This is a genomic window from Halomonas sp. PR-M31, assembly GCF_001039575.1.
In the GTDB taxonomy this organism is placed as follows: Bacteria; Pseudomonadota; Gammaproteobacteria; order Pseudomonadales; family Halomonadaceae; genus Modicisalibacter.
This window is the reverse complement of the sequence record NZ_JIBT01000042.1, coordinates 15681-36453: the sequence shown is the minus strand read 5'-3', so window position 1 is coordinate 36453 and position 20773 is coordinate 15681. Positions and strand designations below refer to the sequence as shown.

At 59.3% G+C, this 20773-nt stretch carries 16 protein-coding genes and 1 pseudogene; 4 read left to right on the top strand and 13 right to left on the bottom strand.

Annotation, left to right across the window (positions count from 1 at the left end; translation table 11 throughout):
• Window positions 1-4: 4 nt before the first annotated feature.
• A pseudogene (purL, locus tag CH74_RS12300) lies at window positions 5-3945 on the bottom strand (phosphoribosylformylglycinamidine synthase).
• Window positions 3946-4007: 62 nt separating this feature from the next.
• Here purL and mltF point away from each other — a divergent pair.
• Entirely contained in the window at window positions 4008-5570 is a 1563-nt protein-coding gene (mltF, locus tag CH74_RS12295) for a membrane-bound lytic murein transglycosylase MltF (protein ID WP_253273055.1), read from the top strand.
• On the opposite strand, the gene tadA is transcribed toward mltF, so the two are convergent.
• Complete coding sequence (tadA, locus tag CH74_RS12290) at window positions 5537-6022, bottom strand: tRNA adenosine(34) deaminase TadA (RefSeq protein ID WP_048307848.1); 486 nt, start codon at window positions 6020-6022, stop codon at window positions 5537-5539. The two genes, mltF and tadA, sit on opposite strands and share 34 nt — an antisense overlap.
• A gap of 87 nt (window positions 6023-6109) precedes the next feature.
• Here tadA and CH74_RS12285 point away from each other — a divergent pair, with 87 nt between their 5' ends.
• From CH74_RS12285 to CH74_RS12275, 3 genes are all read left to right on the top strand, one after another.
• Window positions 6110-6913, top strand: a complete 804-nt coding sequence (locus tag CH74_RS12285) for an acyl-CoA thioesterase II (protein WP_048307847.1) — start codon at window positions 6110-6112, stop codon at window positions 6911-6913.
• A 170-nt stretch (window positions 6914-7083) separates the two neighbouring features.
• On the top strand, window positions 7084-8817 hold the full coding sequence (locus CH74_RS12280) for a dipeptidase (RefSeq protein WP_048307846.1): 1734 nt from the start codon (window positions 7084-7086) through the stop codon (window positions 8815-8817).
• Window positions 8818-8977: 160 nt separating this feature from the next.
• Window positions 8978-9694 (top strand): YebC/PmpR family DNA-binding transcriptional regulator, encoded by a 717-nt coding sequence (locus CH74_RS12275; RefSeq protein ID WP_048307845.1) that lies wholly within the window; start codon window positions 8978-8980, stop codon window positions 9692-9694.
• A 20-nt stretch (window positions 9695-9714) separates the two neighbouring features.
• Here CH74_RS12275 and CH74_RS12270 read toward each other — a convergent pair whose 3' ends face one another.
• From CH74_RS12270 to CH74_RS12220, 11 genes are all read right to left on the bottom strand, one after another.
• Complete coding sequence (locus tag CH74_RS12270) at window positions 9715-10368, bottom strand: glutathione S-transferase family protein (protein WP_048307843.1); 654 nt, start codon at window positions 10366-10368, stop codon at window positions 9715-9717.
• 85 nt (window positions 10369-10453) lie between these two features.
• Window positions 10454-11494, bottom strand: a complete 1041-nt coding sequence (locus CH74_RS12265; RefSeq protein WP_048307842.1) for a mechanosensitive ion channel family protein — start codon at window positions 11492-11494, stop codon at window positions 10454-10456.
• Window positions 11491-12246, bottom strand: coding sequence for a creatininase family protein (locus tag CH74_RS12260; RefSeq protein ID WP_048307841.1), 756 nt, complete (start codon window positions 12244-12246; stop codon window positions 11491-11493). Before CH74_RS12260 ends, CH74_RS12265 begins: the two co-directional genes overlap by 4 nt.
• A gap of 3 nt (window positions 12247-12249) precedes the next feature.
• Window positions 12250-12870: a DUF6151 family protein gene (locus CH74_RS12255; protein ID WP_048307840.1), complete on the bottom strand. Its 621-nt coding sequence runs from the start codon at window positions 12868-12870 to the stop codon at window positions 12250-12252.
• Between the two features lie 44 nt (window positions 12871-12914).
• A complete protein-coding gene (locus CH74_RS12250; RefSeq protein ID WP_048307839.1) occupies window positions 12915-14234 on the bottom strand; it encodes a sorbosone dehydrogenase family protein in 1320 nt (439 codons plus the stop codon).
• Window positions 14235-14298: 64 nt separating this feature from the next.
• Window positions 14299-15585 (bottom strand): S9 family peptidase, encoded by a 1287-nt coding sequence (locus CH74_RS12245; RefSeq protein WP_048307862.1) that lies wholly within the window; start codon window positions 15583-15585, stop codon window positions 14299-14301.
• Between the two features lie 52 nt (window positions 15586-15637).
• Window positions 15638-17104, bottom strand: a complete 1467-nt coding sequence (locus CH74_RS12240; protein WP_048307838.1) for a peptide MFS transporter — start codon at window positions 17102-17104, stop codon at window positions 15638-15640.
• Window positions 17105-17204: 100 nt separating this feature from the next.
• Window positions 17205-18665 carry a catalase gene (locus tag CH74_RS12235; protein ID WP_048307837.1) on the bottom strand — a complete coding sequence of 487 codons (1461 nt, stop codon included), beginning with the start codon at window positions 18663-18665 and terminating at the stop codon, window positions 17205-17207.
• Window positions 18666-19053: 388 nt separating this feature from the next.
• Window positions 19054-19950: a prenyltransferase gene (locus CH74_RS12230; RefSeq protein ID WP_048307836.1), complete on the bottom strand. Its 897-nt coding sequence runs from the start codon at window positions 19948-19950 to the stop codon at window positions 19054-19056.
• A 58-nt stretch (window positions 19951-20008) separates the two neighbouring features.
• Window positions 20009-20374: a fumarate reductase subunit FrdD gene (gene frdD, locus CH74_RS12225; protein WP_048307835.1), complete on the bottom strand. Its 366-nt coding sequence runs from the start codon at window positions 20372-20374 to the stop codon at window positions 20009-20011.
• A complete protein-coding gene (locus tag CH74_RS12220) occupies window positions 20374-20769 on the bottom strand; it encodes a fumarate reductase (RefSeq protein ID WP_048307834.1) in 396 nt (131 codons plus the stop codon). Before CH74_RS12220 ends, frdD begins: the two co-directional genes overlap by 1 nt.
• Between the last annotated feature and the right edge of the window lie 4 nt (window positions 20770-20773).

The window sequence follows — 20773 nt, the reverse complement described above, 5'->3', positions numbered from 1 at the left end:
AAGCCTAACCCAGCCACACCCTCGCATTATAAAACAACCGCATCCAAGCACCGTCTTGCGTCCATCCCTGAGGCCGCCAGGAATTAGTCACTGCTCGGGCGACCCGTTCCGGGTGCGGCATCATCACCGTGACCCGCCCATCTGGGGTAGTCAGCCCGGTGATGCCCGCCGGCGAGCCGTTGGGATTGGCCGGGTAGCGGGTCGTCACCTGGCCATAGTTGTCCACGTAGCGCAGCGCAATCTGTCCACTACTCTGCATGGTGCGCAAATGCGCGCTGTCGCGAAACTCGGCCCGCCCTTCCCCATGGGCCACGGCGATCGGCAGGCGCGAGCCTTCCATGCCCGCCAGTAGAATCGACGGACTCTTCTCGATCTGGACCATTGAGAAACGCGCCTCGAATTGCTCGGATTCGTTGCGCAGAAAGTGCGGCCAGTTCTCGGCGCCGGGAATCAGCTCCCGGAGCTGGGAAAGCATCTGACAGCCATTGCAGACCCCTAAGGCAAAATTGTCATTCCGGGCGAAGAAGCCGGCGAACTGCTCCCGGGCTTTGGAATTGAACAGCACTGACTTGGCCCAGCCGCCCCCGGCGCCCAGGACATCACCGAATGAGAAGCCGCCGCAGGCCACCAGCCCCTTGAAATCTGTGAGCGACTGACGCCCGCTGAGAATATCGCTCATGTGCACGTCAATGGCCTCGAAGCCGGCCTTGTCGAAGGCCGCCGCCATCTCCACATGGCCGTTGACCCCCTGCTCCCGCAGAATCGCCAGACGCGGCCGGGTAGTATTGATAAAAGGTGCGGCCACGTTCTCGTTCACCTCAAAGGTGGGCGTGGCGGAGAGGCCTGGATCACGCAGATCGAGCAGATCATCAAACTCGGACTTGGCGCAGTCGGGATTGTCTCTGAGCGCCTGCAGGCGATAGCTGGTTTCGGCCCAGGTACGCTGGGTCAGGCCGCGGGTGGTCTCGAGCAAGGGTTGCTCGAACAAAGTCACCCGAATCTGGTCGTCGTAGCGCGGCCGGGCAATGACGCCGCAGGTATCGATGCCCGCCGCCGCAAACTGGGCCAGCACGAACTCGGTATCCTTGCGATTGACCTGAATGACCGCCCCCAACTCCTCGGCGAACAGCGCATTGGCCGCCTCGAAGGCATCGTCGATCAACCAGTCGAGCTTGATCTCGAGCCCGCCCCGAGCGGCAAAGGCCATTTCCAGCAAGGTGACCAACAGCCCGCCGTCGCTGCGATCGTGATAGGCCAGCAGCTTGTCGTCCGCATTGAGGCCTTGAATGACGCTGAAAAACGCTTTCAGGTCTTCCGGATCGTCCAGGTCGGGACACACATTGCCCACCTGCCCGTAGACCTGGGTCAGGGCGGAGCCCCCCAGACGATGCTGGCCGTTCCCCAAGTCGATCAGAATCAGATCGCTCTCATCCTGATCCAGGCGCATCTGCGGGGTCAGGGTCTTGAGCGCATCCGTCACTGGGGCAAAGCCGGTCACGTTCAATGATAGCGGCGAGGTGACCGCCTTGTGTTCGACATTACCGTTCTCGGCCTCATTTTCCTGCCAGGCGGTGCGCATGGACATGGAATCCTTGCCCACCGGAATGGCGATACCGAGCGCGGGACACAGCGCCATGCCGACTGCGTGTACCGCGTCATAAAGCGCCTGGTTCTCCCCGGGATGATCCGCGGCGCTCATCCAGTTGGCAGAAAGTTTGACGTCACCGAGCTTGGCAATGGGCGCCGCCGCCAGGTTGGTGATCGCCTCCGCCACCGCCAGACGGGCACTTGCCGCCGGATCGATCAGCGCCACCGGTGGACGCTCGCCGAGAGCCATGGCTTCGCCGGCATGGGTATCGAAGCTTGCCGTGGTCACCGCCACGTCCGCTACCGGCACCTGCCAAGGGCCGACCATCTGATCCCGGGCGCCTGACCGGTGATGGAACGATCGCCGATGGTGATCAGGAAACCCTTTGATGCCACCGCCGGCAGTCGCAGCACCCGATCCAGCGCCTCGCGCAGGTCCAGATTGTCGAAATCCGCACCGGGGACTTCCAGGCTATGGCGCTCGAACTCGCGCTGCATCTTCGGCGGCTTGCCGAACAGCACGCTTATGGGAAGATCGATCGGCGTCGTTGCAAAATGCGCGTCTCGCACGGTCAAGTGGTGCGCTTCGATTGCCTCGCCGACTATCGCATGGGGGCAGCGTTCCCGGGCGCACAGGGCCTCGAAAATATCGATATCCTCTGGTGCCACCGCCAGCACATAGCGCTCCTGGGCCTCACTGCACCAGATTTCCAGCGGGCTCATGCCAGGCTCCGCATTGGGTACGGCGCGAAGCTCGAAACGCCCGCCGCGACCGCCATCCTTGACCAGTTCCGGCAAGGCATTGGAGAGCCCGCCGGCGCCCACATCGTGGATGAAGCGAATGGGATTTTGCTCACCCAAGGCCCAGCAGCGATCGATGACCTCCTGGGCGCGACGCTCCATCTCCGGGTTGTCCCGCTGCACCGAGGCGAAGTCGAGATCCGCACTGGAACGCCCTGAGGCCATGCTGGACGCCGCCCCGCCCCCAAGGCCGATCAGCATGGCCGGCCCGCCCATCACGATCAGCTTGGCGCCAACAAGGATTTCGCCTTTCTGGACATGGCCTTCGCGAATGTTGCCGTGCCCCCCGGCCAGCATGATCGGCTTGTGATAGCCGCGCCGTTCGATACCGTCGACGCCGACGATATCCTGCTCGTAGCTGCGAAAATAACCGGCCAGATTGGGCCGGCCAAATTCGTTGTTGAAGGCGGCGGCGCCGATAGGCGCTTCCAGCATGATCTCCAGGGCGGATTTGATGCGCTCGGGCTTGCCGTAGTCGAAGGCTTCCCAAGGCTGCACGAACTCGGGGATGCGCAGATTGGAAACGGCGAAACCGGTCAGGCCCGCCTTGGGCTTGCCGCCGATGCCGGTCGCGCCCTCGTCGCGAATTTCACCGCCGGCGCCGGTGGCCGCCCCGGGAAACGGCGCAATGGCGGTAGGATGATTGTGGGTCTCCACCTTCAGCAGAATATGAATCGGCTCCTGATGGGTCGCATAGCGTGCCTGCTCGCCTGCCTGCCCAGTCAAGGGTGTAGGAAAGAAGCGCCCGGCCTCGGAGCCCTTGATGACCGCGGCGTTATCGCTATAGGCGGAGAGAATGCCGTCACTGGCGCACGCATGGGTGTGCTTGATCATCTTGAACAGCGAGCGGGGCTGCGCCTCACCGTCGATGAGCCAGTCCGCATTGAATATCTTGTGCCGGCAATGCTCGGAGTTGGCTTGGGCGAACATCATCAGCTCGATATCGCTTGGGTTGCGCCCCAGCTCCTCGAAGGCGCGCAGCAGATAGTCGATCTCGTCTTCTGCCAGGGCCAGGCCCAGTTCGTCATTGGCGATTGTCAGGGCCGCGCGGCCGCCACCCAGGATATCCACCTGCCCTAGCGGCGCAGGTTGCTGTTGGGAAAAGAGCTTGACCGCATCCGAGGCATTGGTCAGCACCGACTCGGTCATGCGGTCGTGCAGGGTGGCGATGATGGTATTGAAAGCCTCTTCGCTCAGCATCCCCCGCAAACGAACCCGATAGGCGATGCCCCGCTCGATGCGTTTGACTTGATGCAGGCCGCAGTTGCGAGCGATCTCCGTGGCCTTGGACGACCAGGGTGACTGCATACCCAGACGGGGCACGACCAGGAACAGATGGTTATGCGAGGTGCTGTCGTTCTCTGCGCGCCGAGTGCCGTAATCGAGCAGGTTTTCAAGCGTCTTGCGGGCATCGGCGGTCAACTCGCCTTCATGATCGATAAAGTGGACATAGTCCGCGTCGAAAGAGTCAACCTCGGGGACCCGGTCGCGCAGGACGGCCAGCAGCTTGGCATGACGGAAAGCGGAAAGGGCGGACGTGCCTCGCAGTTCGAGCATCTCGGGAAAAGCCTCTGCACAAAGCCGAATGGGGGCCGCGAGCGGCGGCAACGAAGGGCTACATGATACTGGAAAGCGTGGGCTGCGAGAAATCCATCGACTCCCCCGACATGACAGCAACTCGGGTGAGCGGTATGGTACTGATTCTCTATCGTCGATCATGCTCCATGTACAAGGTTCTAACCCAGCACCCGCGCTGGTGGATAATTCCGTTGCTGATTGTCCTGCTGACATTGATCACGGATGGCACTCGAAAAGAATCCGATCCGCTGCTGAAGGATATTCATCGTCGGGACTTTCTTCAGGTAATCACTCGGGATACGCCGGCCACCTATTATCAGGGCCGTCAGGGGCCGACTGGCTTCGAGTTCGAGCTGCTGCGCCGTTTTACCGATCACCTGGGGGTGAGCCTGGCCGTCGATACCACCGACAGTATCGACAGCGTATTAACGACCCTGCGCCAGGGGGATGCTGATCTGGGCGCCGCGGCCTTGCCCATGGGCCCACTGCCTGACGGCATCCACTACAGCCGGCCGATACTCGAACTGCAGCCTCTGGTGGTCTATCGGCGCGATCTGCCCAAGCTGCGAGAGCCTGCGGATCTGATCGGACTCAAGATAGGCGTGATAGCCGGTTCCGGGCCCAGGGCGGCGCTGCTCGAACTGCAGTCCCAGCTGCCGGGGCTTGGTTGGCAGGAATCCGTCGATCTCGAGGTTGCCGATCTCTTGCACATGATCGAACAGCAGGAACTCGATGCGGCGGTGATCTATCAACATCAGTTCAAGCTCAATCGCCTGTTCTATCCCGGCGTCGAGGATGGCTTCATTCTTGGAAGGTCGATGAGCCTGGTGTGGGCGCTGCCTGCCAGCAATGGGCTTGGTCTACTGAGAGAAGCCAATCGCTTTCTCGATGAGTTGCGCGAACAAGGCGTTCTCGATGCGTTGATCGAACGCTATTTCGGCCACGACGACTATCTCGAGTACGTCGGTGCCCGGCTGTTCATTCGGCACGTGCAAAAACGTCTGCCCCGGTACGAAAGCGCCTTCAAGGAAGCTGCTCGCAAGACCGGCTTCGACTGGAAGTTGCTGGCAGCACTCGGCTATCAGGAGTCTCACTGGAAACCTGACGCCACCTCTCCGACGGGAGTGCGGGGTCTGATGATGCTGACGGAATCCACCGCCAAGCAGGTAGGGGTCGCCAATCGGCTCGACCCCTGGCAGAGCATCGATGGAGGCTCGCGCTATTTGGTCAGTGTGAAAAAACGCCTGCAGCCCCAGATAACGGAACCAGATCGCACCTGGATGGCCCTTGCGGCCTACAATGTCGGCCTGGGTCATGTTTACGATGCGCAAAAGATCGCCGACATTCGCGGTGGCGACCCTTACAGCTGGGAAGACGTTCGCGAGGCGCTACCGCTGTTACAGCAGCAGCAGTGGTACTCGAAAGGTCGTTATGGCTATGCCCGGGGCGGTGAACCGGTCATCTATGTGCGCAACATCCAACGCTATCTTGAAATTCTCGACTACGTCAGTCGCAGTCAGCAGGAGTTCTACCAGCTTGATCGACGCCTCTTGGAGGATGTGGAAAAGAATCAGTCGTTCGACATCGTACCGCCGGTGCTTTGATCACGCCGGTAAGCAAAAAAGCTCTGCAACAGCTTTTTCGAGCGTGATGCCAGAATACCGCTTGTGATCGTGACCCGATGATTGTGCCAGGGCTGATCGATGAGATTGGCCTGCGACTCGACCATCCCGGTTCGCGGCTCCGTTGCCCCATAGACCAGTCTTGCCAGGCGCGCATGAATGATCGCACCGCTGCACATCATGCAGGGCTCCAGGGTCACGTAGAGGGTACAGTCGTCGAGCCGATAGTTGCCAAGACGCAGCGCGGCGTCCCGCAATGCCTGAATTTCGGCGTGGGCGCTGGGATCCTGGCGGGAGATCGTCGCATTATAGCCGCTGCCCAGGATCTCGCCCTGAGGATCCACCAGTACCGCCCCCACGGGTACTTCTCCGGCGTTTAACGCCTGTCGGGCCTGATCCAGTGCTCGATGCATGTAAAATTCATCACTGCGCATGGTATCGCTCTCTATTATGCTGCCAGCCAGTATGTCGAAGCCTCTATACTGCTGCCATTCGATAGATTCAATCAAAGAGACACCTACATGACGAATACTCTGGATACGCTCGTCACCCTGCTCGGGCTTGAAACCCTTGAGGAGAATCTGTTCCGGGGCCATAGCCAGGACTTGGGCTTTCCCCAGCTGTTCGGCGGTCAGGTACTGGGGCAGGCCCTTTCCGCAGCCAGTCAGACGGTGGATTCGCTACGCCGCGTTCACTCCCTGCATGGCTACTTCCTGCGCCCCGGGGACGCCAAGCGACCGGTGATCTATCAGGTCGATCGCGTGCGGGACGGCGGCAGCTTTACCACCCGGCGCATCAGCGCCGTTCAAAACGGCAAGACGATCTTCTTTTGCAGCGCATCCTTTCAAGGCGAGGAAGAGGGTCTTCACCATCAGACGACCATGCCGGACATAGCCAGCCCAGATGAATTGATGAAATCCGGCGTCAAGGTGATGAACTTCAAGAGTCATCCCATCGAGTTTCTGCACTTCCCGGAAGAGGATGCGGTGGCCCGCCAGCGGCTATGGTTTCGCCTGGCCGGCGAGCTTCCCGATGACGCGATCCTCAATCGCTATCTGCTCGCCTACAGCTCGGATTTCAATCTGCTGACCACGAGCCTGGCCTTTCACGGCGTCAAGTTCGGCGATCCCAAGCTGCAGATCGCAAGCCTCGGTCATTCCCTGTGGTTTCATCGGGACGTCAAGGTCAACGACTGGCTGCTGTACGATATGGACAGCCCCTGGGCTGGCGGCGCCCGAGGCTTTGCTCGGGGCAGCATCTACGATCAGCAGGGCCGGCTGGTAGCCTCTAGCGCTCAGGAGGGGCTGATCCGCATGCGTCCTTGAGGCGTCGTTTCAGCAGCACCCATCCCCCTTTTATATACGCCTGGTACGCCTTGAAGGCTGCGGAATCGCATATTAGAAACTATGATTGGCTGAGGCGGATTGCATGAAGTCTCATACCTATCTTTTGCGCAGTCTACTTTTATGTAGCCCATGGAAAAAGGAACGCTCCAATGAACAAACCTCTTGCGATGTTCACCGTGTCGGCCTTGGCTCTGAGCCTGGCAGGCCCGATCAGCGCCGCGGATACGGACACCATCAAGCGCGATACCCTCGAGAATTTGCAGCAGACCTACGCGGATGCCACTTTTGAGAGCTTCGATGATTTTCTTCAGCAAGTGCAAGACAAAACCGATAATGACACCTTGAAAAGCGCCATCGACCGCTATCGTCAGGATGAAACCCTGGAAGGCAACGACTTCATCAACGTCTACCGCTTGCTGGGGCTTTACACTCGCCTGCACTACGGTGACGAGGTGGTCGATCTGCTAAGCGAGATGGTCGCGGTCAAAACCGGCAAGCAAGGCGACACGCCCCAGCACGAAAATCCGGGGATTGCCGAGTTCGGCGAGTTGGTCAAGAGCAAGGCGGAAGACTTCGGGCTTGAGTTCAACAACGTGGACAACCGCATTTTCGAGGTGACCCTTCCCGGCAGCACCGATGAGGCCTTCGGCATCCTGACCCATAGCGACACCGTACCTGCCAACCCGGATGACTGGGTACTGGACGATGGCACTCAGCTCGATCCTTTCACCACCACCCTCAAGGACGGCAAGATCTACGGTCGTGGCACCGAAGACGACAAGGCCTCCATTGCCGCTTCCCTCTACGCCATGAAGGCCATCGAGGAGAACGACGTTCCATTGAAGCGCAGCATTCGGCTGATGATCGAAACCACGGAAGAAACCGGTGGCGAAGGCTTCGAGTACTACAAGAAGCAAACCGACCTGCCTGCCTACAACATCGTGCTGGACAGCGGCTACCCCGCGGTCATCGCGGAAAAAGGCTTCGGCACCATCGACACCTACTTTCCCATGACCGAAGCCGATGGGCAGGGCCCGGTCATCACCAAGATCACCGGCGGCCTTGCCACCAACCAAATACCCTCCAACTCCATCGCCACCATCGAAAGCGACGATCCCAAGATGCTGAGCCAGAAGCTCCAGGCTCAGGGTCAGGCCTATGCGGATGATAACGGCGGCGACTTCGAGGTGAGCACGGAGGTCATGGACGATACCGTCACCCTGACGGTCAAGGGTCAGTCGGCCCACTCCTCCCGGCCCCAGTCCGGCGTCAATCCGGTGCCTCGCCTGGCCGGACTGCTGGCAAACTCCGATATCGATTTCCAGGAAAATCAATACACCCAAGCCATCCACTACATCGACGACAACTACGGCCTGGACTTCAAGGGTGAAAAACTGGGCGTGGGCTATGACAACGACTTCATGGGCCCCTTGACCCTCACCCCCACCTACCTGGAGGAGCAGGACGGCAAACTGCGGGTGGCGGTCAACGTGCGCGCCCCCAAGGGCGATCAGTCCGTGGAAGAGCTGGCGCAAAGCATCGATGACAAGCTTGCGGCCTATGCCCAGCAAAACGACCTGGACATGGACGTCGACATCGAGATCAGCGACTGGATGATGCGAGATCCTCAAGGGGCCTGGTTGCAGACCCTGCTCAACATATTCGGTGACACCACGGGCCAGAAGGCAGAGCCGATTGCTTCCGCCGGCAGCACCACCGCCAAGCTCTTGCCCAACGCCATCAACTTCGGCCCTTCCATGCCGGGTGAGGAGTACACCGGCCACACCGCCAACGAGTTCAAGAAGGTGGACAACCTGATGCTGGATATCCAGATGTTCACGGAAATGCTCGCGCGCATCGGCAATCAGGAACAGCTGGACTAAACGCCCTTTCCACTGGCCAGCCAACTCCCCGGCCAACCGGTCGGGGAGTTTTCAAAGATGTTCTTCACCCCTGCAGAACTTCCTGGTTAATTAATCCTGTTCCCCATTTCTCTGCTTGCGTAAAATCCTGTGTTTTAAACAGACGTCACGGGAACACAACATGGGCAGGGCCTTTCAGAACCGCAAGGAATCCATGGCCAAGACGGCCGACGCCAAGACCAAGGTGTACAGCAAGTACGGCCGCGAGATTTATGTGTGCGCCAAATCCGGCGGCACCGATCCTGCGGGCAATCTGAGCCTGCGCGGCCTGATCGATCGTGCCAAGAAGGACCAGGTGCCCTCTCATGTCATCGACAAGGCTTTAGACAAGGCTGCCGGCACCGGCGGCGAGGACTTTTCACCGGCCCGCTACGAAGGCTTCGGTCCAGGCAGCTGCATGGTGATCGTCGACTGCCTGACGGACAATCCCAACCGTACCTTTGGCGATGTGCGCGGCTGTTTCACCAAGACCAAGAGCAAGATCGGTACCCCGGGCAGCGTCAGCCACCTGTTCGATCACTGCGCGATCTTCGTTTTTGCCGGCGACGACGAAGACGCCACCCTCGAAGCGCTGATGGAAGCGGACGTGGATGTCACGGACATCGAAAACGAAGACGGGAAACTGACCGTGTTCGCTCCCCACACGGAATACGCCAAGACCAAGCAGGCGCTGCTCGATGCCTTCGGCGAGATCGACTTCGAGACGGACGAGATTCAGTTCGTCCCCCAGACCGTCACGCCGCTTGAAGGCGACGATGTGGCGATGTTCGAGAAACTCCTCGACATGCTCAACGATCTGGACGACGTGCAAAACGTCTACCACAACGCTGAGGTGTAGTACCTCAGCGTGGCAATTGACTAGGAATCGAGCTCGGCCTCGACGCGATTGGGATCGGTGCTCTGATAGGACGGCAACGCCTGTATCCGCTGCCACCACTCGTCGAAGCCGGGCACGTCGAATACCTTTTTTGCATCCGGCGTCGGGCTGACCTGATAGCAGATCGGTGCCAGGAAGAAGTCCGCCAGGCTGCGCTCGTCTCCGGCGATGAAGTCCGAGTCACCGCGAATCGCCATGATCTCCGTCAGCACCCGCTTCGAATTCTCGATGCCCTTTTGATAGTCCTCATCGCTTACCGGGCCGAACAGATCCGGAAAAAGATGGTAGGCGGCCACGGTGCCGATGATGTTGGCGTAGCCATAGGCATCGACCAGATTGATGGTCATGTCCATGCGAGCGCGGTCCTTGATGTCCTCGGGAATGAACGAGGAACCGGGCAGCGCCGCATCGAGATAGCGCACGATGGCGCCGGTCTCGAGTATCCGCAGACCGTCGTGTTCCACTACCGGCACCTTGCCGAAGGGATGACGCTCCAGATGCTCAGGTGAATGCGGCTCGCCTTTCAATACGTTGAGCGGCACCTGCTCGTAGTCCGCCTCCTTTTCCGCCAACAGCATGCGCACGGTGCGCACGTAGGTGCTGTGATTGAATCCGTACAAAACGAGATTAGTCATGAAGCGCTCCTTGGCAATGACATTATATTTCCGATAAAACCGCGCCCATGGACCGAGGCCTGACCTAGAATGCCTCGCGCGCGGCCTAGCCCTGACGATCCGTCTGAGTGTTCTTCTGTGCGTTCTCCTGCGTTGCCGCTTGCCTCCCTTCCTTTTGTACATTTTCTTGCACCTTCCAGCGTGGCGGCGGCGGGCCCTCATGGGGACTAGGCCAACCTTCCCGCTGGGACCCCCGATCGCCGTCCGTGGCCTCGGTTTGGTCGTGAAACAGCTGGACGGTGGTGTCGTAGGGCATGTCGATGCGCGCATCATCCAGGGCCAGCTTGATGGCCTTGACGACCCGTGCACGCACATGAACCACGTCGGCGCGACGGCTATGACTCCACCAGCGCACCCGAATCGTCACCCAGCTGGCGGCAAGATCCCAGGGTAGCGCCTCCGGTGCGGGATCGTTTTCGACGCCATCGACCCTCGCCACCGCTTGGCGTAACACGTCACAGGCCTCGTCCATGCCATCGCCGTAGCCGATGCCGATATCGTACTGGCTGCGGCGCTTCTCATAGGCGGTCTTGACCTGCACCGCGTTGGTGTAGATGTCGCTGTTGGGCACCACGATGCGCTGACCGTCATAGGTTCTGATGATGGTGGCCCGGGTTTCGATGCGCTCCACGGTGCCTTCATAGCCATTCACTTCGACCTGATCGTCGATATTGAAAGGCTGACGCAGCAGAATGAGCAGGCCCGCCATCCAGTTCTGCAGGATATCCTTGAAGGCGAAGCCGATCGCCACGGAGCTGACCCCCAAGCCCGCAAACAGATCACCGGGCTTCAAGGTAGGAATCACGATGGTAGCGGCAAACAGAAAGCCCACCAGCACGATCACCCACTTTACAAACCCGCCCAGCACATCGCCCAGGTTGGCGCGCTGCCGGCGTATCGACTGACGGCGAATGATTCGACGTACAAGCAAGCCTATGGCGTAGAACAGCGCCAGCAGCACGATCGCCACCACGATATTGGGCAGCAGGCGGATGGCACCGTCGACCCAGCTGTCGATACGCTCGAAGGATGCGCCAAAATCCAGATCGACTTCCTGGGGTATGTCCTGCTTTTCTGCAACACTCATTGTAAGAACGCCCGATAGGCCTCCAGCACGTCCTCCACCCCGGCTTCCAGGAAACGCTGGCCGTGCTCGACGCAGGCCAAGGACGGCGCCGATCCCATGCGCCCATCCGGGAAGCGCTGGCGGAAGGTCACGGCGTCGCACTGGGCGCTTCCACCGGGCGCGATGTGGGGCGACATGGTTGCGTCCTTGACTGCCTCGGGATGCGCCGCCCAGGAAAGCGAGACCTCTGACGGAGTGGCGTGGCCCCCTTCCGCATCGCCATACAGCTCCTTGGCGATCTCCCGCCCGCGGCGCCCGGTAAACCAACTGTACAGCGATAGCTGCAGCGCATCCTTCGACTGCCCGCTCTGGCTGCCTCCGGACAGGCTTCGTTCGGAAAGAATTTCGGCAAAGGCCGTGCTTACCGTTGCAATATTGCCGCCATGGCCATTGAGAAAGAACACATGGGTGAAGCCATGGCGCGCTAGCGACTCCACGGTATCTTTCAGTACTGCCATCAAGGTGCTGGGGCGCAGGCTGATGGACCCGGGAAAGGCCAAATGATGCTGGGCCATGCCCAGATTCTGGGTCGGGCCGATCAGCACATCATGGCGCTCGCCCAGGGTCCAGGCGATCGCTTCCGGACAGATCGCGTCGGTGCCTATCAAGCCATTAGGCCCATGCTGTTCCGTCGAACCGATGGGAATGATGATGCCCGTGGAGCGCTGAAGATAGGCCTCCACTTCCTGCCAGGTGGCCAGTTGCAGCCGCATGATTCAACTCCCTTTCGTATCCGTCTGGTTGGCGGGAATCTTGGCGCTTTCCAACTCCTGCTCGCTGAGTATTCTGGGGGTGACGACGCATTTGCCGGACTGCTCATCAAAAAACGGTGTGCGCTTGTAGCTTCCATCGAGACGCGCCTTGGTAATCATGCCCGCGGCCTGGGCACCGCAGCCGATCAGACCTTGAGATGAAGGCTTGGGCTCGCCCAGAGCAGACTTGGTGAAAACCCGCATGCGGATCGGGCCAAACGTATTATCAAGTGAACCGACTTCATGTCGCAGGCAGGTATGTACCAGGCCCATAAAGGGCATGTTGTAGTTTGACGGCGTATTCGCAATGGGCGTGTTGCAACAACTGGCATACCAGCGCATCAGCCCTTTCGCGGTCAAGCGCAGACAGGCCAGGTTCTCGATACCTTCGCTGAAGGTCAGATTTTCTGGAGTGGTTTGGATGAGTTCGGTGCCACCAGCCTCGTCGAGAGTCTCGTGTTCCTTACCTAGAAATCGAGGGAACGCCTGACAGTCCGTGCAATAGCAGACGCAGTGAATGTAGTTCTTGATGGGTTCGAGTGTGCCCTTGAGTTTGCCGCACTGGCACTCGATGGCATGAGTCATGGTTGCAGTCCTTGCAGAGTTCGTCAGATCTAGCTTAGCCTGTTTTACGAAGGGTCATTGTACTCACCGCTCACTCGCCAAATGACATTGCCGACGTCGTCCGCTACCAGTAAACCGCCCTCTCGATCGATGGTCACCCCTACCGGCCTGCCTTGAGCCTTGTCATCTGCATTGATGAATCCGGTCAGCACATCGATCGGCTCACCGACGGGCATACCGTTCTCGAAGGGTACGAAAATCACCTTGTAGCCGCTGCGAGGCTTGCGATTCCAGGAGCCGTGCTGGCCAACGAACATGCCCTCATTAAATTGCTCCGGCAGGCTATTGCCCTCGGCAGCGGTCAAACCCAAGGATGCGGTGTGTGGCCCGAGAGCGTAATCCGGCACGATGGCGCTGGCGACGAGATCAGGGTTTTGTGGCTCGACCCGTTCATCCACGTGCTGTCCGTAATAGCTGAAGGGCCAGCCGTAGAAACCACCTTCCTGGACGGAAGTCATGTAGTCCGGTACCAGGTCGCTTCCCAGCGCGTCTCGCTCATTGACCGCGACCCACAGCGCCCCGCTTTCAGGCTGCCAGGCCATGCCCACCGGGTTGCGCAGCCCCGAGGCAAATACGCGGTGCTTCCCGGACTCGGGATCGATCTCCCAGATCGCCGCCCGGCCCTCTTCGTTTTCCAGTCCGTTTTCACCCACGTTGCTGTTGGAGCCCACCCCGACATAGAGCTTGCTGCCGTCCGGGCTCGCGATCAGGCTCTTGGTCCAGTGATGATTGATCGGCCCGCCGGGCAGATCGACAATCTTCTCACCGGCGGCAGTGATTTGAGTCTGGCCCTGCTCATAGGGAAAGCGAAGCACCGCATCCGCGTTGGCCACGAAAAAGTCATTGCCCACCAGGGCCATGCCAAAGGGCGAATACAGATCATCGAGAAAGATCGAGCGTTGATCCGCCACGCCGTCTCCGTCGGTATCTCTCAACAGGGTAATGCGATTGGCGCTTTCAACACCGGCGCCGGCGCGTTTCATGAAGTAGCCCATGATCCAGGACTTGATGCCACCTGACTCCTTGGGGGGACGGTTGGTTTCCGCCACCAGCACATCCCCATTGGGCAACACGTACAGCCAACGGGGATGATCTAGCCCATCCGCAAACGCCTTGACCTCGACCCCTTCGATGCCCTCCGGCTTGGCGCCGGCGGGCCAGCCCGTGGCCGGGGCGATATTCACAGTGGGGATCAGCGTCTCGTTGGGTTCGGGTAGCTGCGGATCGGGCCCGGTGCCGGCGGAGACCGGCAACGTAGCGGTTTCGCCACAGCCCGCCAGGGTGAGCGTAAAAAAACCGAAGACGATCAAGCGCAGGAGAATCATGGCGGCATCCTTTCCCGACAAGCAGTGGTTATTGTTGTAACACCGGAATCAGTGTCGACTAAAATCACTGATTCTGCACAAGAGACTGCAGCTTCTCGAAAACCTTGGGGTCCTGACGCAGGCCATCATGCTGATATTCGTTGGTCAGCCAGTAGGTCAGATTGCCGACCGCCTCGACGGTCTGCAGCGACAGTTCGACATCCACGTACATGTCATCGAAGTAGATGGCAGCCGCCACCGGCACAGTGTTGTGAGCCAAACGCTCTCGATCATAGAACGGCTTTGGCAGGGGGCGGCGGGCAAGTACTTCAACCGCTTCTCGAAAAGGCCTCAGTGTGCTGATTTCCTCGAACATCCAAGGGTAGATCATCTCACCGGTCAGATAGAGCGGACGATGATCTTCCGCAAACTTTGGATGCTGCTGTCGCCCTCGCTCCGCAGACCAGGCGCCTTGAGCATCCGGCGACGCATAGATGTTCTCGTGCAGGGCAGCAAACAGCGGGTTTTCATCGAAGCCTGTCAGAACCATCACCTCCAGCAGGAAATGCGGGTTCAGCGTCTTTTGTTGCTCATCGACGAAGGCCTCTTCGATCAGCCAGTGCAGCCGCTGTGCCCCCTCTCCCATGCCGATCATGAGCCCAAGTGTCTGGAAACGTCGGACGGTAAGCAGGTCCCCGTTGGGCAGATGGGGCTGATGGGCCTGAATATGATCGGCGATATCGTTGAGCTTTTGTTTATCCGAGGGAAAGCGTGCGTAGTAGGCCCGCATCTTCTTTTCCACCTGGGCGTAGGTGCGCCGATAGACCTCGTCCGGATCAGGGGAAAGGCTCGGGATGCCCCCGGCGATATAGCATTTCGCCAGACCTTCCGGTGCATAAGAAAGATAGGTCAGGGTCAGAAAACCGCCGTAGCTCTGCCCCAGGGTTTCCCAGCACGCGCCCTGATAGACATTCTTTCTAATGTGCTCCAGATCCGCCACGATGGCATGGGCATCAAAACAGGCAAGATAGTCCGCGGCGGCCTGGGCATCACTCATCGCTTCCATGGTGGCGCCGGTGATTCGGCTGCTGCGACCGGTGCCGCGCTGATCCGGCAGGATGACGCGATACTTCTTGATGGCGTCTAATAGCCACCCCGGGCCGCTCGAGGTGGGCCTGGGGGATTTGCCCCCGGGCCCACCTTGAAGAAACACCAGCAGCGGAAGCTGAGCGTCTTTCTGGGCAGGATCGCAGACTTCCCGAAAGAAGACGCAGAGCGTTTTGTCGTCATCCGGATTCCTCCAGTCAAGCGGCACCTCCAGGCTTTGGTCAATGACATGCAATCCGGAAAGATCGTAGGTATCGATTTCCATGGTGAAGCGCTCCATCACAAGTTGGATCCTGAGCAGATACTTTCCACAAAGCCTAAGCCACGCCTTGAGATGCTCTTTTAATGAAAGGAAGACAAATCAGCAGCAAGACCGAGGTCGCCATGCCGATCACCGCCATGGCGATGAAGTAGGTGACTTCGGTGTCCTGGGTATAAAAGGTGCCCAGCTTGCCGCCGGCGGCGAACCCGAGCGACAGCGACATGTAAAACAGCGCCAGCATCTGGGTCTGAAAGGCCGTGGGCGCAAGCTTGGTGGAGACCGACAGGCCAATGGGAGACAGGCACAGCTCCGAGGCAGTAAAGCCGATCAACAAGATGACCAGCATGATCAACGGCATGCTGACCCCCTCGGCGCCCAGATAAGGCAGATAACCCAGGAAGGTGAGCCCAATGATGAGCATGGCAATGACGAACTTGGCGGTGGAAGATGGCTGACGCTTGCCCAGGGTCGTCCATAGCCAGGCAAAGACACCGGAGAAAACGATGACACACAGCGCCTGAATCGAGACCAGCCAGCCCACGGGAACGGTCCAACCAAAGAGCATGCGATCTACCCGCTGATCGAAGAACGCCGTGATCACGGTATAGGACTGGCTGTACAGCGCCCAATAGATCGCGCTGGTCAAGAACAGCGGAACGAAGGCATAGACCCGGCGGCGCTCTTCTGCGCTGACGCGGCTCGAACGCAAAATGAGGTAGAAATAGATGACGGACACGATGGCAATGATGCCGAGCAGCACGTCCGCCAGATTATCTGCGCGAACCCAGCCAAGACCGATGGCCAACAGCAGAATGGCAAGGGCGATGACGGCTCCGGCAACGTGATATTTGACGCTGCCTGCTTCGAGAGGCATCGGTGGCTTGCGCTGGTCGTCGGGAAGCTGCTTGCGCCCCCGGGCGTATTGGAAGAGCCCGATGGCCATGCCGATGGCGGCAATGCCGAAACCATAGTGGAAGCCGACATTTTGCTGCAGCAGTCCGGTCAGCAGTGGCCCGACGAAGCCGCCAATGTTGATACCCAGATAAAAGATCGAAAAACCCGCGTCCCGCCTGGGGCTGCCCGGTTCGTACAGCGAGCCGACCAGGGACGAACAGGTGGATTTCACCCCGCCGCTGCCAAGGGCCACGAGAATGAGACCCGCGGTGACGCCATACACCCCGGGCAGGATTGCCAGGGAAATATGCCCCAACATGACGACCACGCCGGCGTAGAACAGGGTGCGCTCCGCGCCGAACACCCGATCGGCAAACCAGCCGCCGAGAATCGCCGCCAGATAAACGCCGCTGCCGTAGGCCCCGACGATGCCGATGGCGACGGATTGGCTGATGTCCAGCCCGCCTTGAGAAGTCTCGTAATAGAGATAAATCAGCAGGATCGCCTGCATCCCGTAAAAGGAGAAGCGCTCCCACACTTCCATGCCGAACAGCGTGGCAAGCGGCCAAGGATGGCCGAAAAAGTGTCGCTCGCTTTTAGCGTCGTTGACGCCTTGATTGTCCTTCATCCTTTCTCCAAGTCGCGCGCAAGAAATGACGTTTTATATTAGCAATAAAAAAGCCCGCTCACCTTGTGGCGAGCGGGCCGGCTTTGGAAAATAAAGGCGATCAGCTTTTGCCTTTCTTCACTCCGTCTTCGATGCGTGCACCGATATCCTTGTCGATGTTCTTCCAGTACTCGAACGCGCGCTCGAGTACCGGCTCGGTCACCCCATCCAGCAGATGGCCGACGGCATTGTTGACCAGTCGCTCGCGAGCAGCATCATCCATTACCTTGTTGACAAGCTGGTTGGCCTGACTGAAATCGTCGTCGTCCTTGCGCAAGGTGTAGGCCGAGCGCACCAGTTCGCCATCCGCATGCCAGGTGGTGTCCTCCGGATAGCGCTCTGGGTCCGCCGCCGGGCCGCCCTTGCTGTTGGGCGCATACACCGGATCGGACACCTTGTTGATACGCATGGCGCCATCCTTGGAGTAGCTGTGCACCGGCGCAATGGGCGCGTTCACCGGGATCTGCTTGTAGTTGGCTCCCAGACGATGACGATGTGCGTCCGCGTAGGCAAAACCGCGGGCCAGCAGCATCTTGTCCGGCGAGAGTCCGATACCCGGTATCAGGTTGTTGGGCTCGAAGGCGGCCTGCTCTATCTCCGCGTGGTTGTCCGTGGGGTTGCGATCCAAGGTCATCTTGCCGACTTTGATCAGCGGATAGTCCTCATGGGGCCATACCTTGGTCAGATCAAACGGATTGAGCCGGTAGGTCTTGGCATCATCAAACGGCATGACCTGAACGTGCATGGTCCAGCTTGGATGATTGCCTTGTGCAATGGCGCCGAACAGATCCCGCATGTGGTAGTCGCTGTCCTCGCCGGCCAGGCGATCCGCGTCTTCCTGAGTCAGGCATTCAATGCCCTGATCCGTCTTGAAGTGATACTTGACCCAGAATTTCTCGCCCTGGGCGTTCACCCACATATAGGTGTGGCTGGTGTAGCCGTTCATATGGCGCCAGCTCTTGGGAATACCGCGATCCCCCATCAGCCAGGTGACCTGGTGGGCAGATTCCGGTGACAGGGTCCAGAAATCCCACTGCATGTCGTGATCGCGCAGGTTGTTGTCCGCACGCCGCTTTTGGGAGCGAATGAAGTGCTGAAACTTCATCGGATCGCGCATGAAGAAAACCGGCGTGTCGTTGCCGACCATGTCGTAGTTGCCTTCGCTGGTGTAGAACTTCAGCGAAAAGCCCCGCGGGTCGCGCCAGGTATCCGGGCTGCCCCGCTCACCGGCCACGGTAGAAAAACGCGCCAGCATGTCGGTCTTGGTACCCGGCTGGAACACCACTGCCTTGGTGTACTGGCTGACATCCTCGGTTACTTCAAAATGGCCGAAGGCGCCGCTGCCCTTGGCGTGGGGCTGGCGCTCCGGGATGCGCTCCCGGTTGAACTGGGCCATCTGCTCGATCAGGTAGTGATCGTGCAGTACAAGCGGACCGTCCGGGCCAACGGACAGCGATAGTTCATCGCTTGCTACCCCAATGCCGGCGTCCGTGGTAGTTGGCTTGCGGTTGTCATTTGCCATTAAAAATCATCTCCCTGATGGTTGCGTAACAACAGGTGTTCGCAGCCATTCTATCGCTAGCAATCGTGTTTATCTTGTCGGTCTGTACATACAATGGACCGATACCAGTAGCTTAGGTTCCTGACGTCCACTGTATATAAAAACAAGATAAGGCGGCTGTCTACCGACTCAACATTCGCCGGCGCTTTCGGATGCTGTTTATCAAGACGGGAACCGTCGGGCCAAAATCATTGATATTGGCTTCAGACGCCACGGGGCGCGACTTCAAGAATAGCCGGCGTATGACAGCGTAGGGGGTGTCATAGCTCGGCTTTATCCGATTCATCGCAAGATTTCATCGCTTCACTTGAAAATCGATGACATTACCCAGTCTGATCACATGCCTTTTTCACGCTACCCACATACCCACCGCCAATAGCAGCAGCGTGGACAGCAACGTGGCGACATTAATGCTCATGATTTTCTGTAAGGCTTCTTCGTCCTTCAGTGCTTTGAGCAATCTCAGGGCAATCCATAGCGCAGCAGGAAGGGTAAGAAAGGCAAGCCAGGCGTCCATGGGCAACAGACCGTACAGCCTACCCAAGGCAATCAGCCCATAGGCGCCGAGCAGCAGCCCCGCCACCCAGCGCGAGGCGACGGGCAAACCCACCACGATAGGCAGGTGGCGGCGACCGATACGCCGATCCGCCTCCACATCGGGGAATTGGTTGATCAACAGCAGCTCGCTGACCAGCATCAAGGTCACCGCCGATCCCATCAGCGCCGTCTCATCGACGCGCCCGCCAAGGGCAATCAGAGTGCCCAATACCATGATCGGCCCGAAGCCCAACCCCGGCGCCAGCAGGCACCATAGCGGCGAACGGGTCAGCCAGCGGGTATAGGCGACCATCAGGAACACGCCGCTCAAGCCCACGATCAGCATCGGCCAGCCGCGCAGCCACAGAAAATACACCCCGATCGCGGCTATGCCGACGAGTGTGGCAAGCGCCGTTATCAATACCTGTGGGGCCGCGGACGGATGCTCCGGCAAGGCACCACTGCCCCCGGAAAACGGGGTGCGCCGCGTAATATGATCGAGCCCAGAATGAAAGTCGTCGTATTCATTGAGCAGATTGACCCCGGCATGGGCCAGCAGGCCGCCGATCAGCACCAATGCAACATCGAGTCCGTGAAGGGATATCGGCTGATTGACCGCAAGGCTTATTCCCAGCAGCACGCACAGCGGCGCCAATATCAGAAAACTCGGGCGCGTCGCACGGGTCACTGCTGCAATCGATGATGACATGAACGTTTTACTCAGTATGACAAGGCTATATGCACTCACTAGTGAATATGAGCACACATTACATATTGCCTAGCACGAACCCCAGCAACGCAACCACACTAAACAACATAGCCGCGCCATAGGCGATGATCTTGTTGGTCTTGTCGCGGCCCAGTTTCAGGTCGTGCAGGCCATGGCGAATACGGTGCATGGCATGAAACAGCGGCAGACAGATGACCGCCCCGATGAATATCAAGCCGGGAAAGCTGAACAACAGGCTGCGACTGCGCTCGAAATCAAGGGTCTCTACGGGTAACAGCCCCAGAGGAATCAGCAGGGCAATAAACAGAATGGCAGCAGGCACGAACACCGCGAAGCAGACGCCGCCGGCGCTGAACAGGGCCCACCAGATGGGCTCGTCGCTTCTCTTGATGCGCTTTTCCATCACATACCCCTCCCAAATACCCAGGCAAAAAGCGCCATTACCAAGAGCACGCCGAACCACTGCCCCAGGATGATCCACTTGGCTGGAATCGCCCGGCCCCCCACCCGCAATGGCATGACCCGGGGAAACAGCGTGAAGAAGGTTGCCGCGTGGAAAAGACTGGCACCGAGCGCCAGCAGGTTGATGGCGATGGTGATGGGGTTCTGCATGAAGTGTAGCCATCCTTGCCAGCTTCCCGGCCCCAGCAGCAGGCTATAAAGCCCCGCCAGCAGGCAGACAATGAAAAACACCAGGGGCAGCACCGTGGCTTCCCGGGCCATGTAGGCCATGAAGTAGCGATTCTTCAGCCACCAGTTGCGTTTTAATTCGGGAAAGTACCCAACGTGCTTTGCCATTGTG

What these genes read in the sequence shown, in the direction of transcription:
- CH74_RS12285 (WP_048307847.1), top strand. Translation starts at nt 6,110, where the DNA reads ATGACGAATACTCTGGATACGCTCGTCACCCTGCTCGGGCTTGAAACC.
- CH74_RS12265 (WP_048307842.1), bottom strand. Translation starts at nt 11,494, where the DNA reads ATGAGTGTTGCAGAAAAGCAGGACATACCCCAGGAAGTCGATCTGGAT.
- CH74_RS12275 (WP_048307845.1), top strand. Translation starts at nt 8,978, where the DNA reads ATGGGCAGGGCCTTTCAGAACCGCAAGGAATCCATGGCCAAGACGGCC.
- CH74_RS12240 (WP_048307838.1), bottom strand. Translation starts at nt 17,104, where the DNA reads ATGAAGGACAATCAAGGCGTCAACGACGCTAAAAGCGAGCGACACTTT.
- CH74_RS12250 (WP_048307839.1), bottom strand. Translation starts at nt 14,234, where the DNA reads ATGATTCTCCTGCGCTTGATCGTCTTCGGTTTTTTTACGCTCACCCTG.
- frdD (WP_048307835.1), bottom strand. Translation starts at nt 20,374, where the DNA reads ATGGAAAAGCGCATCAAGAGAAGCGACGAGCCCATCTGGTGGGCCCTG.
- CH74_RS12260 (WP_048307841.1), bottom strand. Translation starts at nt 12,246, where the DNA reads ATGCGGCTGCAACTGGCCACCTGGCAGGAAGTGGAGGCCTATCTTCAG.
- CH74_RS12220 (WP_048307834.1), bottom strand. Translation starts at nt 20,769, where the DNA reads ATGGCAAAGCACGTTGGGTACTTTCCCGAATTAAAACGCAACTGGTGG.
- CH74_RS12280 (WP_048307846.1), top strand. Translation starts at nt 7,084, where the DNA reads ATGAACAAACCTCTTGCGATGTTCACCGTGTCGGCCTTGGCTCTGAGC.
- CH74_RS12270 (WP_048307843.1), bottom strand. Translation starts at nt 10,368, where the DNA reads ATGACTAATCTCGTTTTGTACGGATTCAATCACAGCACCTACGTGCGC.
- CH74_RS12230 (WP_048307836.1), bottom strand. Translation starts at nt 19,950, where the DNA reads ATGTCATCATCGATTGCAGCAGTGACCCGTGCGACGCGCCCGAGTTTT.
- CH74_RS12255 (WP_048307840.1), bottom strand. Translation starts at nt 12,870, where the DNA reads ATGACTCATGCCATCGAGTGCCAGTGCGGCAAACTCAAGGGCACACTC.
- CH74_RS12235 (WP_048307837.1), bottom strand. Translation starts at nt 18,665, where the DNA reads ATGGCAAATGACAACCGCAAGCCAACTACCACGGACGCCGGCATTGGG.
- mltF (WP_253273055.1), top strand. Translation starts at nt 4,008, where the DNA reads ATGATACTGGAAAGCGTGGGCTGCGAGAAATCCATCGACTCCCCCGAC.
- CH74_RS12245 (WP_048307862.1), bottom strand. Translation starts at nt 15,585, where the DNA reads ATGGAAATCGATACCTACGATCTTTCCGGATTGCATGTCATTGACCAA.
- tadA (WP_048307848.1), bottom strand. Translation starts at nt 6,022, where the DNA reads ATGCGCAGTGATGAATTTTACATGCATCGAGCACTGGATCAGGCCCGA.